Source organism: Runella sp. CRIBMP, from assembly GCF_009905605.1.
Taxonomy (GTDB): domain Bacteria; phylum Bacteroidota; class Bacteroidia; order Cytophagales; family Spirosomataceae; genus Runella.
The window spans coordinates 1-15,773 of record NZ_JAAAKZ010000010.1 but is presented as its reverse complement, the minus strand read 5'-3'; the positions used below and the strand labels follow the sequence as shown (position 1 = coordinate 15,773).

11 protein-coding genes are annotated in these 15,773 nt (G+C 45.7%); 8 read left to right on the top strand and 3 right to left on the bottom strand.

Annotated elements, in window-relative coordinates; all coding sequences use genetic code 11:
• Window positions 1-7: 7 nt before the first annotated feature.
• On the bottom strand, window positions 8-2,035 hold the full coding sequence (locus GVN20_RS20335; RefSeq protein WP_166560118.1) for a TonB-dependent siderophore receptor: 2,028 nt from the start codon (window positions 2,033-2,035) through the stop codon (window positions 8-10).
• Between the two features lie 272 nt (window positions 2,036-2,307).
• On the opposite strand from GVN20_RS20335, the gene GVN20_RS20330 reads away from it, so the two are divergent.
• The 3 genes from GVN20_RS20330 to GVN20_RS20320 all read left to right on the top strand — a co-directional run bounded on the left by GVN20_RS20330 (window position 2,308) and on the right by GVN20_RS20320 (window position 6,818).
• A complete protein-coding gene (locus tag GVN20_RS20330; protein ID WP_166560117.1) occupies window positions 2,308-4,815 on the top strand; it encodes an alkaline phosphatase family protein in 2,508 nt (835 codons plus the stop codon).
• Between the two features lie 105 nt (window positions 4,816-4,920).
• Complete coding sequence (locus tag GVN20_RS20325; protein WP_166560116.1) at window positions 4,921-5,988, top strand: Ldh family oxidoreductase; 1,068 nt, start codon at window positions 4,921-4,923, stop codon at window positions 5,986-5,988.
• A gap of 137 nt (window positions 5,989-6,125) precedes the next feature.
• A complete protein-coding gene (locus tag GVN20_RS20320) occupies window positions 6,126-6,818 on the top strand; it encodes a hemerythrin (RefSeq protein ID WP_166560115.1) in 693 nt (230 codons plus the stop codon).
• 74 nt (window positions 6,819-6,892) lie between these two features.
• Here the strand turns inward: GVN20_RS20320 and GVN20_RS30035 are convergent, their stop codons facing one another.
• Both GVN20_RS30035 and GVN20_RS20310 read right to left on the bottom strand, forming a co-directional pair.
• On the bottom strand, window positions 6,893-8,953 hold the full coding sequence (locus GVN20_RS30035; RefSeq protein WP_166560114.1) for a serine hydrolase: 2,061 nt from the start codon (window positions 8,951-8,953) through the stop codon (window positions 6,893-6,895).
• 382 nt (window positions 8,954-9,335) lie between these two features.
• A complete protein-coding gene (locus GVN20_RS20310) occupies window positions 9,336-9,746 on the bottom strand; it encodes a helix-turn-helix transcriptional regulator (RefSeq protein WP_166560113.1) in 411 nt (136 codons plus the stop codon).
• A gap of 273 nt (window positions 9,747-10,019) precedes the next feature.
• On the opposite strand from GVN20_RS20310, the gene GVN20_RS20305 reads away from it, so the two are divergent.
• The 5 genes from GVN20_RS20305 to GVN20_RS20285 all read left to right on the top strand — a co-directional run bounded on the left by GVN20_RS20305 (window position 10,020) and on the right by GVN20_RS20285 (window position 15,660).
• Complete coding sequence (locus tag GVN20_RS20305; RefSeq protein ID WP_166560112.1) at window positions 10,020-11,405, top strand: glycosyltransferase; 1,386 nt, start codon at window positions 10,020-10,022, stop codon at window positions 11,403-11,405.
• Between the two features lie 42 nt (window positions 11,406-11,447).
• Window positions 11,448-13,124 (top strand): vitamin K epoxide reductase family protein, encoded by a 1,677-nt coding sequence (locus GVN20_RS20300; RefSeq protein WP_166560111.1) that lies wholly within the window; start codon window positions 11,448-11,450, stop codon window positions 13,122-13,124.
• A 32-nt stretch (window positions 13,125-13,156) separates the two neighbouring features.
• Entirely contained in the window at window positions 13,157-13,393 is a 237-nt protein-coding gene (locus GVN20_RS20295) for a hypothetical protein (protein ID WP_166560110.1), read from the top strand.
• Between the two features lie 82 nt (window positions 13,394-13,475).
• Window positions 13,476-14,948 carry a TlpA disulfide reductase family protein gene (locus tag GVN20_RS20290; RefSeq protein WP_166560109.1) on the top strand — a complete coding sequence of 491 codons (1,473 nt, stop codon included), beginning with the start codon at window positions 13,476-13,478 and terminating at the stop codon, window positions 14,946-14,948.
• Between the two features lie 10 nt (window positions 14,949-14,958).
• Complete coding sequence (locus GVN20_RS20285) at window positions 14,959-15,660, top strand: glycosyltransferase family 32 protein (RefSeq protein ID WP_166560108.1); 702 nt, start codon at window positions 14,959-14,961, stop codon at window positions 15,658-15,660.
• Window positions 15,661-15,773: the final 113 nt, after the last annotated feature.

The following is a 15,773-nucleotide window of genomic DNA, read 5'->3' as shown; positions in this document are numbered from 1 at the left end:
TTTGAGATTACCATTTAAACTCAGCCGTTAGCCACAGGCTGCGCCCGTAGCCGTTGATGCCTGAGCCGTGGGTGCGGTAATCTGAGTCAAAAAGGTTCTGAACGGCGGCGGTAAAGCTGATTTTTTTCAGCGTATAGCCCGCATTCAGATTCAATACATTCCAAGCGGGTGTACCACCTTTTGCAATTCGGTTGTCGTCTTTGTCGCCTTGGGCTAAGCGCTCTTGCGCGCCCGCAAACCAAAATTCGGGACGAACCCAAGCGTTGTTTTTTGAGAAATTTAGTCCTACTCGGCCATTGACGGGCGGAATACGACGCATGGGCTCATTTTTGGTTTCACTTTGTCCGAAGCAATAAGAAACGTTGCCGTACAGTTGTAGCGACGTAAGCAAATTCGCCTGCATTTTAGCGTCGAAACCGTTGATGTAGGCTTTTTCTACGTTTTCTTTACGGTAGACATTGATGCCGTTGACCTGCTCATTGGGTACCCTTACCCGCGTGATGAGGTTTTGGAGTTGGGTAGAATAATAGCCCATTTGGAGGCCAATGGTTTTGGTCGCTATTTTTACGCCTAGCTCGTAAGTTGTTGATTTTTCTGGTTTTAAGTTGTTTGTGGGAACTTCGTAGCGAAAATCTACGATGCCCAACGTGCCCAAATCGTCGATGTTGGGGGCGCGGAAACCCGTGCTGATGTTGAAGTAAGGTGCAATGGATTTTCCGATGTTGTAAGATAGGTTGTAATTGTACACAAACGCGGCGGGCGTTAAGCGGCTGTCGCCGATGGTAGCGTCGGGAATGTCAATCACAAATCCGTTGTAGCGAATGCCAAACGTCGAATTGAGCCGTGCTAAGTTTGTGCTTACAATTGAATAAGCGGCATAATTCAGAAAGGACGAATTGTCGGGGTACAAACCGCGGCTGTAGGTGCGTTGAAAGGTGGTGTTATTTTCGTCATAACGCTCGCTGTTGACCTTGTCGCGGTAGAGCTCTACGCCCGAATTAAGGGTTAACATTCCCCTCAAAAAACGCGACTGATTGTTGTACGTCAAGCCCCAAGTTTGTACTTTATCAGATTCAGAGCGGAGCGCGGTGGTTCCGTTTTTTTGACTCAGGCGGCCTTCCTGAGTTGCCTGCCGCGAAACCGTAAATGTCTGATGGTTAAACCAGTTGGATTCACTTTGGTTCTCCAATTTGATATACGTCAATTGCCGGCGCTGTGGGTCAAATTGGTTAATTTTGAAATTTTCCAATTGATACCGAAAAAATACCTCTACGTTGCGTTGACTGACCGACTGATGCGCCAATGTGGCCATCCAGCCGTGGCCTAAGTTCAACTTTGCTTTCAGGTCAAAATCCTGCTCTTTGTAACCCGAAGGTGATTGGAAACCCGTGTTTTTGCCCCCCAACACATCCCCGAAACGACGATGGGTAAAACCCGCCTGAAACGCCGCGTTGGCTCCACCGTAGCGCGCCTCTACCCGTCCGCTTTGCTCCATGCCCGCGCTTACCAAGCGGCCCAATACCCGGCCACTGAATCCCGTGTTAAATTCAGGGGCGGTGGTAAAAAGTTGAATCGTGCCCCCCAACGCATCGGAGCCGTATTGCACGGAGCCACTTCCTAAAAGTACTTCTGCCCGACCTAAAGTAAAGGCGTCGATGGTGTTGAGGTATTGATTGGGGCCGTAGCGGAAAGTGCTGTTGTTGAGGCGAATATCGTCAATGAGTAGCAAGGTTTGATTTCCAGTCAGGCCGCGCACAAAGGGCGAACCCGCACCGTGGGTGGTTTTTTGGACGAACACGCCCATTTGATTCATCAAAAGCTCTGGGGTGCTGCGCGACTGCGACGTCTTGATTTCTTCCTGACCGATGGCATAAATCAGGGCGGGAGTTTGAAATACGGTTTTTTCGCCCCGGGTGGAGGTGACGACAACTTCATTTAATTGCTTGGTTTTGAGTGAGTCGGGAGACTGGGCGAATGACGAGCGCAAGCCAAACACGATGAAAAAAGAAAAAGCGGAAAAGGAGAGTTTAAACATATTTTGATAAAGAAACGGTATGGTGACAAAATTACTGACTTTTACTTCTTGATGAATTACGCGAAAGTTATGTTTCGGACTAGCCACTGAATTTGCTCAGAACAAACGCATTGGCGCTTCGATTTCAACAATTCACTGCTAAATGTAAGAAATATTTATAAACATTTGTGTAGTAATTGTTAACAATCTGCTTTTGTAGCTTAATAATTCCTTTACTCACTTTACTGTGAAATGCTCCAATCAATTGACACTTTTGTAAAAATTCAGATCAGATGAAACCTTCCACCAAATCCAGCCTTTTTCTATGCCTCGTCGGGGTGTTTCTTTTTCTCGAAAATTCCTGTCAGCGGCAAAGTCGCGCCACTTCCGAAAGCGCTCAGTTTTACCAAATGCTGACCTCCAAACGGATTAAATTGCCCAACGGATGGTCGTTGACCCCAGCTGGTAATAAAAGCCTCTCCTTGAATGATTTACCGCTAAACTTGGTGGTTTCTTCGTCGGGAAAATACACGGCCGTAACCAACAACGGACAAAAAACGCATAGCATTACTCTCATTGATGCTGCCACGCAGCAGATTTTGGATGATGTTGTCGTGCCCAAAGCGTATTACGGACTCACCTTCAGTGCCGACGAAAAAACGTTGTACGCTTCGGGCGGCAACGACAACAAAATTCTGATTTTTCAACTTCAGAATAACAAACTCAAAGCCGACGGCGAAATCGTGTTGGGCAAACCTTGGCCCGAGAAAATCGGCCCCGTCGGGCTTTGCATCGACGAAGCACAACAGAAATTGTTTGTCGTAACCAAAGAAAATAACTCCCTGTACGTATGCGATTTGAAAACCCGTAAAGTATTGAAAAACATTAGCTTGGGTTTCAAAGGCTACGCGTGTCAGTTGTCGCAAGACAAAAAACAATTGTTTATAAGCCTTTGGGAAGGAAGCGGGGTGAGGATTTTGAATGCCGAAACATTGCAAACGGTTGTGGATGTTCCGACGGCCAAAAACCCCAATGATTTGCTCCAAACCCGCGATGGCAAATTTCTGTACGTGGCCTGTGGCAACGACAACACAGTGATGATGATTGACTTGGCTAAGCAACAAGTGGTTGAAACCCTCAACGCATCGTTGTATCCCAACGCGCCCGTGGGAAGTACCCCCAACGCCTTGGCACTCACGCCCGACGAATCTAAGCTGTTGATTGCCAACGCTGACAATAACTGCATTGCGGTCTTTAACGTGGCTGAAAAAGGCAAAAGCCGTTCGTTGGGCTTTGTGCCGACGGGCTGGTATCCGACGTCGTTGAAGGTCATTAATAACCAAATTTGGGTAACCAACGGCAAAGGCTATTCGTCGGCGGCCAACCCCAAAGGGCCGAATCCAAATCGTTCCAAATCTCCTCAGTACAAAGGAGCAAATGCGGAGGCTAATCGCGATGAAACGCAGTACATTGGTGGGTTATTTAAAGGAACGTTATCGATTATTGATTTTCCTGACGAAGATATTTTGGGCGTTTATTCCAAGCTTGTTTACGAAAACACCCCTTATACCAAAAACAAAGAAACACTGGCCGAGGGCGAAGCGGGCAATCCGATCCCGATGCAAGTGGTCGGACCGTCGCACGGGGGGGCGTCGCCTATCAAATACGTTTTTTATATCATCAAAGAAAACCGTACCTACGACCAGATATTGGGCGATATGAAAGAAGGCAACGGCGACGCGGCCCTGTGTTTGTTTCCCGAAAAAGTAACACCCAATCAGCACGCCTTGGCGCGCGAGTTTGTGCTGTTGGATAATTTTTATGTCGATGCCGAAGTAAGCGCCGACGGGCACAATTGGTCATCGGCGGCGTATGCGAATGATTACGTTGAAAAGAACTGGGTGACGAGTTACGGCGGTCGTGGCGGTACCTACGATTATGAAGGACAAAAAGAAATTGCTTACCCCCGCGACGGATTTATTTGGGACCACTGCAAACGTGCCAACGTCAGCTACCGCAGTTACGGTTGGTTTGTGGATGACAAGCCCACCATTCCCGTTCTTGAAGGTCATTTTGCCCCCAATTTCAAAGGTTATAATTTGGGTTACATGGACATTGACCGTGAAAAAGCCTGGGAAAAAGATTTTGATGAATTGGTGAAAAATAACGCTGTGCCACGCCTCAGTACCGTTCGGATGGGCAATGACCACACGTCGGGCGCTCGGGTGGGCTATCCTACCCCCGATGCCGCCGTGGCCGACAATGATTTGGCCGTGGGGCGCTTTGTGGAGCACCTTTCCAAAAGCCCGATTTGGAAAGAGTCCGTCGTTTTTATTTTGGAGGATGATGCCCAAAATGGCCCTGACCACGTGGATGCGCACCGTTCGATTGCCTTTGTAGCGGGTGGCTACGTAAAGCGCGGTTTTGTAGACCATACCATGTATTCTACTTCTGGAATGTTGCGTACCATAGAATTGATTTTGGGACTCAAACCCATGAGTCAGTACGATGCCGCAGCGGTGCCGATGTGGCGCTGTTTCCAAAAAACGCCCAATACTGCACCTTTTCAGGCCAAAGAACCGGGCGTTGATTTGAACGAAAAAAACGTAGCGGCCAACTACAATCACCGCCGCACGCTCCAGTTTGATTTGTCAAAACCCGACGCCATTGACGACCTGATTTTCAGCGAAATTGTGTGGCAAACGGTGAGAGGAGAAAAGTCAAAAATGCCCGCGCCGGTACGGGGAGCGTTTGTCAAATTAAAAGAAAAAGAGGAAGAAGAAGAGGGGGATGATGATTAAAAATCACGGGGTTTCTCAGCGGCCGTTCAACCGCTTTTCTCAAAAATAGTACGACATTTGCGGCGTTATTATTTTCTCCAACATCACACGTTTAACGCATCAATTATGTTTACCGCTGAGCAACTCAAAACCTTTACGCAACATATATTTCAGAGCATCGGCTTCTCGGAGGCCGATGCGCATTTGGCGGCTAAAACCCTCATCTCAGCCGATTTGCGCGGGGTAGATTCGCACGGAATTGCCCGTTTGGCGGGCTATGTCCGCCTATTCGACCACGGTCGCCTGAATCCCAAGCCCAATATTCGTATCGTACACGAAACCCCCAGTACGGGTGTGGTAGACGGAGACGCTGGCGTGGGGTTGGTCGTAGGGCCAAAAACGATGGAGATTGTCATCGAAAAAGCCAAAAATGTAGGTTCGGGTTGGATTTCGGTGCAAAACTCCAATCACTTTGGCATTGCGGGCTATCATGCCATGATGGCCTTAGAGCACGACATGATTGGGATGGCCATGACCAATGCTGCGCCGCTGGTAGCGCCCACTTTTTCGTTGGAAAAAATGCTCGGTACCAACCCCATTGCGGTGGCGGTCCCTGCCCATGAAGAACCCGCTTTTGTGGCGGATTTTGCCAGTACGGCGGCGGCTTACGGCAAATTTGAGATTCTTCAACGCAAAAACCTGCCGGCGCCGCTCGGCTGGGCGCAGGATGCCAACGGAGAAATTACGACCGATGCCAATCCCATCAAAAATGGCGGGGCATTATTACCCCTCGGCTCCGACCGCGAACACGGCAGCCACAAAGGATATGGTTTAGGGGCGATTGTGGATATTTTTTCGGGCGTTTTATCGGGAGCCAATTACGGCCCGTGGGTGCCGCCTTTTGCCACGGCGGGTTTTATGGCTGCTGCCGAAGGCGTAGGCAGAGGAACGGGACATTTCTTCGGGGCGATGCGTATTGATGGCTTCCGGCCTGCCGATGAATTTAAGGGGCACATGGACAACTGGATTCGTCGTTTTCGTAGTGCGCAGGCCGTGGAAGGTAAACAGGTATTGGTGCCGGGCGACCCTGAGCGTGAAATCGAGGCCGAGCGCTTGCGCGACGGGCTTGATTTGCTCGACCCCGTGGTTCAGTCGTTGGAAGAACTAGGAAAAAGATTTGGGATTACGTTATAAAATTCTAAATTGCTGTATAAACAGCTCGTTGACCATTGCTGACATTAATCATGGTTTCTTTATGAGCAGATGCATAAACTTGCTGTTTGAATTTAATGGCGGCAGATGCCGTCTTTCAACCTGAAAAAACGCAAGTCATGACAAAAAGTACCTACAACGAACTCATTAACGATTCCCTCGTTCACCAGTCAGTTACCGAACGCCTCGAAGATTTTGGTGGCAAAAACCGCATTGAGTTAGACAATGAATTGATCAGTCTGATTCTGGATTTGTACAACGACGATCAGGATTTTCCCTACCAGAAAATTAGAAAGTTTTCAATGGGGGATATTTTGGCGTATTTACAGGCAACACACCGCTACTATCTGACCAAAAAATTACCCGAAATCGAGCAATCGCTTTTGCATATATTCAGCAAATACGGCCAAACGCATGAGTTGTTGGCAGAACTTTGCCTGTTTTTTAACGAATACAAAAACGACCTCGTTGAGCACGTTAAGATGGAAGAGCGCGAGTTTTTTCCGTACATCAAAAAGTTGATGAAGGCATCGGCGGGTGAATATACCAAAGCTGAAATTACGGATTTATTGAATTCGGCTTCCATCAGTCAATTCACGGAGCACCACGATTCCATTGAAGATGAATTGAAAGAAGTAAGCCAAATTATTCACCGTTATTCGCCCGTTGAGCGCCCTCCTATGCCGTACCGGGTGTTTCTGAATCAGGTGGAATTTTTTGAATTAGAGCTTCGCAAACACGCCATCATCGAAGACCACGTATTGGTGCCTATGGCGGTGGAGTTGGAAGCACAACTGAGGGCATCGCTTTAATTTTAATAGCCTATCAATTATACCCGTCCGACGGTTTTGTTACTTCGCTAACCAACCGTCCGACGGGTTGTTTTTTATTGCGCTACAAAAGCAAGTTTTTGGGTTTTGCGGTCAATGGCCAAACGCGTGATTTGTTTGATGCCCAAGCTGCTCCAATCGGCAACTTCCTGCCACTGTTTGTCGTACTGAGGGTTCCATTTGTACAGCTTCGAGCCCTGCGCCATCAACAGCGTTCCATCCGCCGCCCAGGCACAATCTTCACTGCCAGCGGGTGTTTGAATAAGTGTTTTTGTTTGTAATGTATTCATATCTAATTGCTCCACTTGCCATTCCGTAGCTGATATTTTGTGCACAAAACTGACCACCTTTTGCGAAGGAACGCGCAGTAAAGAGCGCCCGACGTTGGTTGTAATCGTTTGGCCTTTATCGGTCGAGACCTGCGCCAATTGAAGCATATTGGGCTGGCCCAACACAAACAACACCAACGAATCGGAGCCAAACCAGCAATGATAGCCAACGGGCTTAATACTCGGTAAAATCACCTTCGGGTTTTTGCCCGTTGCCAATTCAAACTGCCAAAGCCGCTGCGTTTGGTCGGGTTCCACGCGAATCACCGAAAAATGCTTGCCGTCGGGCATGACCGTAGCCGAATATTCACTTTCGGGAGTTTGGGTTACGGCACTGTGGTTTTTCTTGGTCAAATCATAGGTCCAAATGTCCGTTTGGCCGTTGGCTTGTCGGGTATAAAGTAGCTTTTTCCCATCGGGCGTAAAGGAAGGTTGGTTGTCGTAACCCGCTCGTTTGGTGATGTTTACGGGAGGTCTAACCCTCACTTTTTCCGCCGAAACTTTCAGATCCGTTAGATATATTTCGGTATCGGGCACGGTAGGCGTAAAGGCTTCCAGCACCCGTTTGACGATGTCATCTAAAGCGTTGTTTTCAATCCAACGTACTACCATCACCAGTTCATGGTCGGGGTCTACATAGACGATGTTGGTGCCGTTGCCTACATGATAAAAGACGTTTGCGGGCGCGTTCGGTAGCGGTTTTTGCCCTGTGTTCAGAAACCAGTTCATGTACCCATAAGTAGGCTGGGCCGGAGTGGGAGTGGTGGCCTGTTTTACCCATTGTTCAGATAGCAATTGTTTACCGTTCCAGTTGCCTCGGTTGAGCGTCAGCAATCCGAAACGAGCCATGTCAAAGGCATTGATAAACATGCCACCGCCCCAGTGGCCGCCACCGCTGACCGATTGTACGGGCTGACCGTCTAAGACAATCCAAGCGTTGCGGTAGCCCGTCCAGCGCCATGTATTAGACGCACCGATGGGGTCCATGAGATTTTCTTTCAGCACCTGCGGCAACGGCCTGCGCCACACACTCGTGGCGGCGAGCGCCAGCGCATTGACGCGCACGTCGTTGTACTCATACACGCTTCCAGGGGCGTTGCGCGGCCGGGTGAGCCAAGTGGCGGCATCCTTGTCGGGGCGGTCGGCCCACTCGGGTTTGCCCCAGAGCGTGCCTTCCCAATCGGAGGTTTGGCGCAGGAGGTGGTCCCACGTGATGCGGCGATTGTGGGGGGTATCAAAAAGCCGCAGCAATTCGGATTTGCCAAACTCGTCGGCGGGGCGTTGAACGGGTTGGCCATAAAGTTCGATTGGCGGCACATAAGGCGCTACGGTATCATTTACACTCCGAATCAGTCCTTTGTCGACCGCTATACCCACGACGCTCGAAAGAAAACTTTTGGTGACGCTGTGCGTAATGTCGCAGCGCGACGGGTCGCCCCATTGAGCTATGATGTAGCCTTTATAGACGATGATGCCCGTTTGGTCGCCCCGGTCGGCAAAGGGGCCGATGGCAAAACCGTAGGGTTCTTTTCCAAAACTCTGATAATGAGATTGCTCCATGCTGCGCGGATTTTTGGACTCGCTGGCTTGGGCAAACGCAATCGCTTCTTGAATTTTGACGGGATTCAAGCCCATCTCAGCGGGCGTTTTTTTTGCCCATTTGTGAGCGGGGGGGAAATAAGGGATGGGTTTTTGTTGAGCAAATGTTTTTTTATAACCAAAAACAGACGCCAGAAGAATAAAGATAAATGTCGTTGTCAAGGGTCGGAAACGGAAGAGATTCGTCATAAAAAGAAAAAGGACGGTGGATGGTTTTTAGGGTGTTTTGAAGTCGGTTTGAGCAAAGATAGGGACTTGGTTATGAAAAATTCAATTAATGACCTCGAATCGTCAAATCGCACTTTGCTTTGAGGCAAGGGTTCGGAGATGCAGAAAAAAACGCCAGCGATTTGGTGAAGATGGATAAGAAACTCAGCAGCGGCGACCGTGACCAGCAACAAAGCGGTAATCGTAACAGAAATAAAAAGAAAAAAGGCGGAGGAAGGGGGAACGCACGTGGAAATAATCCTGCCAATAACACTAAACCGAATAATAACCCACCAAAATGGGCGGCGAAAAGAAGTAAGTCAATTTGGTCAAAATTCATTAAAAAAAGGATAGCCTCAGTAGGTTATCCCTTTTTTAATTTGTTGCTAATCAGGGCCTTACTCCCCCCCCCCGTCTGTTCATTTATTTCCCCATTTGAAGAATTGGTTTTAGAAAGCTTCTTTATGGTATTTTCCAATACCTGGATGGTTTCTTCCCGTTTGGCGTCGCGTTGGCGTAAATCCTCATTTTCGGTCTTTAGGCGTTGTAGCTCCGTTTCGGTGGCTGCGTTGTGCCCATTAATTCTTTGCAAAATCACTTCTTCTTTTACCCTGAAAAGATCGGCCAATGGCCGAATGTAGGCAATCTTGGGCAAGTGTTTATCACTTTCCCAGTCGCAGTAGGTGCTTTGTGCCACGTTGACGGCAGCAGCCACGTCTTTCTGCGATAATCTGTGTTCATGGCGTAGGTTCAGTAAAAATGTCCCAAAGGTCATATAATATATTGATAAATTGTGAATGGGTGTGCTCTGTCGAGAGTACTCGATAACGCTCACATAAGTATCAAAGTAGGGACGGCTATAGCTGTGTAACGACGCAAGATAGAAAAATTGTATAGATGGTGCCTCTCATTTGCTCGAAAAGTTATCAAACGGTCTTTAAGCGAAAAATATCGGAAAACCGATTGAAATTATCGGAAAACCGATACTGTTTCTTGAAAAAAGTATAGTCTTTTGTGGCATACGTTCCTAAGCCCTGAAAACGATTGCATGAAACCCCGCTTACTCATTCTTCCCGCTGCCATCCGAAGCCATGTACTGCCCTCGCTGTACTTGGCGGATTTGTTGGCGGATGAATATGAAGTGTATTATGCGGTAACAAGCCAAGTATTGGCCGAAATCGTGGTCAAGAATGGCTACCAAGCCGTAATGAATTCAGGGCATAGGGTCGGCTACCATATGGAAGCCTCTTTTTTGGCTTCCCAGAAACAAAAGCCCACTTATTGGCGGCTTCTAAAAGCCTACCGTAACGACGAACTGTATTGGGAGCGTAAGCGTGAATTAGACGCGCTTATTGATGAGATTCGCCCATCAGCTATTTTGATTGATTTGTTTGTCTGCACCGATTTCTGGGTACTGAACCCCCGCCGAAGTGAGTTTAAGTTGCTGTTCTTCAATCCCATGCCTTCTACCTATCGGGTGCAGGATTGGCCGAGCGTATCGGAGAGTTACCTCATTCCGCGCGGCGTAACGTCCCGACCTGAAACAAGAAAGAAAAAAAGCCCCTCTCCAACATGGAGAGGGGTTGGGGTGAGGTCTTGGTTTATGCAATGGACTGTTACCCGCCACCGGCAGCGACTACAGCAGCTGGCGGAAGCGCTGCCTGATTTTCCTTTGGCCCAAGATGTGACCGTGACGCAGGTGATCGCCAACGTGCCTGAGTTGATATTGGGGCCGTTGGAGTTTGAATTTGCCACCGAAATACGTAAGCCCAATCAGCATTATTTGGGATTGTGTATGCGGGAGCATCGGCAAGATACTGAGCTTGATCCCGTATTTGAACAGGCATGGGAAGCGATTTTGACTCAAAAACAGCACGGAGAAAAGCTGATCTATTGCAGTTTCGGTACCTTTCACGAAGGCGCCGACGCCACCCTGTTACGCTTCGTGACCAACTTATTGGAGGTAATCCGTGAATTGCCGAATGTACATTTGGTATGCTCGGTAAATAAATACGTGATAGAAACCCTCCGCGCCCGAAAACTGCTTACCGACCGTACGCACATTTTTAGCCGAGTGCCGCAGTTAGAGGTATTGGCCTCAGCCGATGTTTTTATTACTCACGCCGGGTTTGGATCGATCAAGGAAGCTATTTATTACGGTGTACCGATGCTGGCCTACCCCCTCGATCCGCACTACGACCAAAACGGTAACGCCCTCAAACTTGAATACCACGGCTTGGGCCTGCGTGGTGCTTTTGCCCACGAACGCCTTGCGGATTTGAAAAAGAAACTTGAAAGGTTGCTGGGAGAAAATTCATTTCGGGAAAAAGTGAGGCAGTTTAGGGAGGTGATTTTTGACGAATACAAGGAAGGGAAAATAAAAGGGACAATGCAGAGTCTTCTTGTGGATAAGCATTCAGTCGTATTGGCCTAAGATAGTTTAGACCATTACAGGGTGACAAAAATAAAAAATCTTATGAAACTAAACCCCTCCGAAAAAAATGCCCTTGAAGCTACCAATATGCTTCTGTACCTGAGTAAGGTACGCGTTACTGCGCGTAGTTTGCGCAATGCGATGTGGCAACATCCTGATTTCCCAAGCCTAAGTGCGCTGAGTGATGTATTGACCGATTTCAACGTGCCCAACATGGCCACGCGCCTTACACCCGACCGTTTGCCTGAAATACCGCTTCCAGCTATGGCGCATTTGCAGGTTGATGGTGGAGTGTTTGTGCCTGTGCGAAAAATTGGCAGCACCGTAGAGTGGCTGCATACTCAACGCGGCTGGCAGAGCGACAGTTATAATGATTTTGTCCATAAATGGACGGGTGTTGCTCTATTGATAGAACCCACTGAGACTTCGGGTGAGCGTGAATATGCCCAAAACCGCCGTCGGGAATGGATTGATTCTTTGCGTATTCCATTCATTGTGAGTGCCATACTGCTATGTTTAGGCGTAGTTCTGTGGAGTTTGCTTCAAAAAAAAACTTTTGCTTCCAATCTCTCCTATTATGGCCTTTTAGCGACCAAATTAGTGGGAGCCATTGTGAGCGGAATGTTGGTTTGGTACGGTATTGACTCCCAAAATTCCTTTTTACAGAAAGTATGCCAAATCAACCGTCGCAGCAATTGCCAAACCATCCTTCAATCACCCGTTGCGAAAGTAACCGAGTGGCTAAGTTGGAGTGAAGTAGGTCTATTTTATTTTGCAGGCAGCCTGCTAGCTTTGGCATTAAGTATGTGGACAGGCAATAATACACAGCTTACTACTTTGCACACTTCGCTTTTCACTTTGACCTTTCTTTCTTTGCCTTATACCTTTTGGTCGGTTTATTACCAATGGCGAGTAGCACGGGAGTGGTGCGTGTTGTGTTTGACAGTGCAGGTACTGCTTTGGGTAGAATTGGGAATAGGAATTACAGCCTTTAGTATCAACGACTTCTCCGATGAAGGAAGACCGTTGCTGACGTACGATTTTTCGCCGGATTCTCTGCTCTATTTAGGAGGCACTTTTGCTATTGTACCTATGCTTTGGACGTTGGTTAAAGGACATTTACAGAAATCCATCCGCTATGATTCCTTATTTCGGGAATTTCAAAAACTAAAATTTGACCCGGATTATTTGCAAGGGTTAATGAGCAAGCAGCAGATATTACCCCCGATTTTTGAAGGGATGAAAGTAATTAGGTTGGGAAATCCGAATGCTGAAAATTCATTGATCATGGTAATCAGCCCTACTTGTGCGACTTGTCGTCACAATCATTTGGAAATCAAAAAATTACTTGAGACTAACGAAGCCTTACAAGTACAAATCATTTTAGCCGCAGGGTTTTCTGACGAAGATATTGCGAGTAAAGTAGCTAGGCAAGTTCTGAGTTTACCCACTGATCAGATGGGAGCGGCACTTCACCGTTGGTTTGAAACCAATGGAAAGCATTACAACGAATGGAGTAGCAAAGTACGGGGTGATTACCGTAGCGATAGCGGTAAAAATCAACTGCATCTTCATGTTCGTTGGCTTGAGTTAGCAGGAGTTATGACTGCACCTACTACTTTTCTAAATGCAGTAGAGCTGCCTAAATTTTACCAAGTACGAGAGCTGCCCAAACTCTGTACTTATTATTCTACCATAGGAATTGGCCAATTCAAATAAATCAATTTTTAAACATTCTAAACTATTAAACAATGAACAGATTATCAAATTTCGGAGATTTTGCCTTGACAAGAGCTGAAATGAAAAAGGTAGCAGGAGGTTCTGGTACATGCAGATACTGGTACGAACAAAATGGAGAGCGACAATACAGCACTTATACCATGAGTATGGACAATGCCAAAAAAGGCGCAAATAACATTCATGTGTCTAATGGAGGTGCCGGTGAAAGAACTGGGTATTGTTGTGATAGTTGCCCTAAAAATCTATAATGTAAAATAGAACTTTGGGAAGTAAAGCAATTAATTGCCGCTTCCCAAGGTTTGAAAAATTAATCTTACTTAAATAAATGTTATGCGACAGATAATTAATTTTTTCATAGTTATTGTTTTTTCATGTAATAGCCATTCGCAAAGCGAAAGTTTTTTAAGAAATGAAATTGCTTTTGAAGCTCTTCAGACGATAACAATAATAAATGAGGTACATAAGAATGAAACTATTTCTTGGCAAATTTTTGATGAATATGGCGATACTGCACCGCCTTTTGAGTATAATGGGCAAAAGTCTAACCTTATACTTAAAATAGAAACTCCTCACCCTGTTAGAGCACTGACTGCAGATATTAATACTAATAAGCCACTTTTAGAAATGGAATCTTGGACTAGTTTTTTAATTTACCCTGGTGATTCATTAATAGCCTATAAAGATGCAAATGGATATACACGATTACGGTCTCTTAAAGACAATGTACGAACAAACGAGTTGGATTTTTTAGTTGATTTAAAACAAAGGGTAGGAGAGATTGAAGGACCGAGAGCAATGTTTCCTATAAAATTTCCTGTAGATAAACAAGTTAAATTGTCTAAAGAAAGAAATGAGAGGATATTAGAATATTTGAATATTTTTGAAAAAAAGAAAACAGTCAGTTCCCGTTTTAAAAGTTATATTATGGCTCTTTGTAAATTTGATGAGATTTATTATTTAGAGAGAGATTATTTTTCTCCTTTTATTTTAGAACAGTATAAGAAAAAATTTCCTATTGGCTTAGTCTCTACTTATGATAATTTAAGTAAAGACTTTGAATGTGACGAATGTATATATGTTAATAATTATAAAAATTCGTCATTATTTTATGTTTATTTTTTGTGTCAAAAAATGGGATTAAAAAGCGACATTTCTAATTTATATGCAATGGCTAATAAAAATTTTAAAGGGAAAATAAAAGACTACCTGTTATTTAAAATAATTAAAATGAAAATTGAAAAAAATGCTCAAGAAGATGGGGTTGAGCCACTATTAAAAAGATTTTATTTAGATTGTAAAAATGACGATTATGTCAAATATATTAAAAATAACGTTTTATTGTCAGATGGAAAAGAGCCTTTGCAAAAAGATTTCATGTCTTCTGTTTTGTTCAAAAGTAACTCGAAAAAATACTCATTAAATTACTTATTACAATCCTCAAAAGAAAAAGTTTTATACATAGATTTTTGGGCATCTTGGTGTTCGCCCTGTATTGCCGAAATGCCAGCCTCCCATCAACTTCAGCAACTGTATATGGGCAAAGAAATAAATTTTGCCTTTATCAGTTTAGATAAGAACCGTATGGCTTGGGAGAAATCAATGACTCGCATAGGTATCAATCCTGAAAATGACAGCTATATATTAGCTAATAATTTTGAATCGACTTTTGCGAAACACTTCAAAATATCTTCTATTCCACGTTATATTCTCATCGGTAAAGATGGTAAAGTTATTAGCGCAGATGCCCCGCGCCCAAGTGATCCAAAACTTAGACAAATCTTTGATGAGTTATTGAAAAAATAGTTTTGTGATTATGAAATCGTTTCTCAAAACCTTTCACCAAATCTGGTTAGGCAATAAACCTATTCCAAGGTCATTGCTTGGTTATTCGCAAACATGGCGATTGAAACATCCTGAATGGTCTTTTGAACTGTGGGATGATGCAAAGAGCAATGCACTGGTGCGAGAGCGGTACTCGCATTTATGGCCTTTGTACGCGTCGCTTCCGTATCTTACGCAGCGAGTAGATGTCATTAAGTATTTGGTGCTGTATGCGTTTGGCGGGGTGTACATAGATTTTGATTGTGAGTGCCTCAAACCTATAGATAGCTTGCTTACGCACCCCGTTTGTATAGGTTTAGAGCCCAGAGATGAGGGTTTACATCGCGAGTTTCCGGTGTTTTTGGGGAGTGCGTATATGTCTGCCGCTCCTGAGCATGAATTTTTTAAAGTGACTATCGCGCGTTGTGAGGAGCAGCTACGCTTGCTTACGCCTCGGTGGCAGGAGTTGGGTAAGTATTACTACGTCATGGAAACCACGGGGCCCACGTTGATCAATCGGGTGTATCATGATTTTGAAGACAAAGAAAGTGTTAGGCTTCTGCCGCCAGAACTCATTGGGCCGTTTAGAGGCAGAGAGGCTACGCTGTACCGGGAGAATAAAAAAATGGGTTACGGCGCTGCTAAACTTTCGGAAGCCTTCGCCATTCATCATTTTGTGGGTTCTTGGTTGTAAGCAATTACGTTAAAATAGTGTGTGCGGAGTCAATCAAATAGGAAAGCTTATTAAAAACAACACTCGAATTTGAAGCCTTTGTGCAATTGGTTTTGGCAGAAAGAACGGCCGCA

What these genes read in the sequence shown, in the direction of transcription:
- GVN20_RS20335 (WP_166560118.1), bottom strand. Translation starts at nt 2,035, where the DNA reads ATGTTTAAACTCTCCTTTTCCGCTTTTTCTTTTTTCATCGTGTTTGGC.
- GVN20_RS20330 (WP_166560117.1), top strand. Translation starts at nt 2,308, where the DNA reads ATGAAACCTTCCACCAAATCCAGCCTTTTTCTATGCCTCGTCGGGGTG.
- GVN20_RS20325 (WP_166560116.1), top strand. Translation starts at nt 4,921, where the DNA reads ATGTTTACCGCTGAGCAACTCAAAACCTTTACGCAACATATATTTCAG.
- GVN20_RS20320 (WP_166560115.1), top strand. Translation starts at nt 6,126, where the DNA reads ATGACAAAAAGTACCTACAACGAACTCATTAACGATTCCCTCGTTCAC.
- GVN20_RS30035 (WP_166560114.1), bottom strand. Translation starts at nt 8,953, where the DNA reads ATGACGAATCTCTTCCGTTTCCGACCCTTGACAACGACATTTATCTTT.
- GVN20_RS20310 (WP_166560113.1), bottom strand. Translation starts at nt 9,746, where the DNA reads ATGACCTTTGGGACATTTTTACTGAACCTACGCCATGAACACAGATTA.
- GVN20_RS20305 (WP_166560112.1), top strand. Translation starts at nt 10,020, where the DNA reads ATGAAACCCCGCTTACTCATTCTTCCCGCTGCCATCCGAAGCCATGTA.
- GVN20_RS20300 (WP_166560111.1), top strand. Translation starts at nt 11,448, where the DNA reads ATGAAACTAAACCCCTCCGAAAAAAATGCCCTTGAAGCTACCAATATG.
- GVN20_RS20295 (WP_166560110.1), top strand. Translation starts at nt 13,157, where the DNA reads ATGAACAGATTATCAAATTTCGGAGATTTTGCCTTGACAAGAGCTGAA.
- GVN20_RS20290 (WP_166560109.1), top strand. Translation starts at nt 13,476, where the DNA reads ATGCGACAGATAATTAATTTTTTCATAGTTATTGTTTTTTCATGTAAT.
- GVN20_RS20285 (WP_166560108.1), top strand. Translation starts at nt 14,959, where the DNA reads ATGAAATCGTTTCTCAAAACCTTTCACCAAATCTGGTTAGGCAATAAA.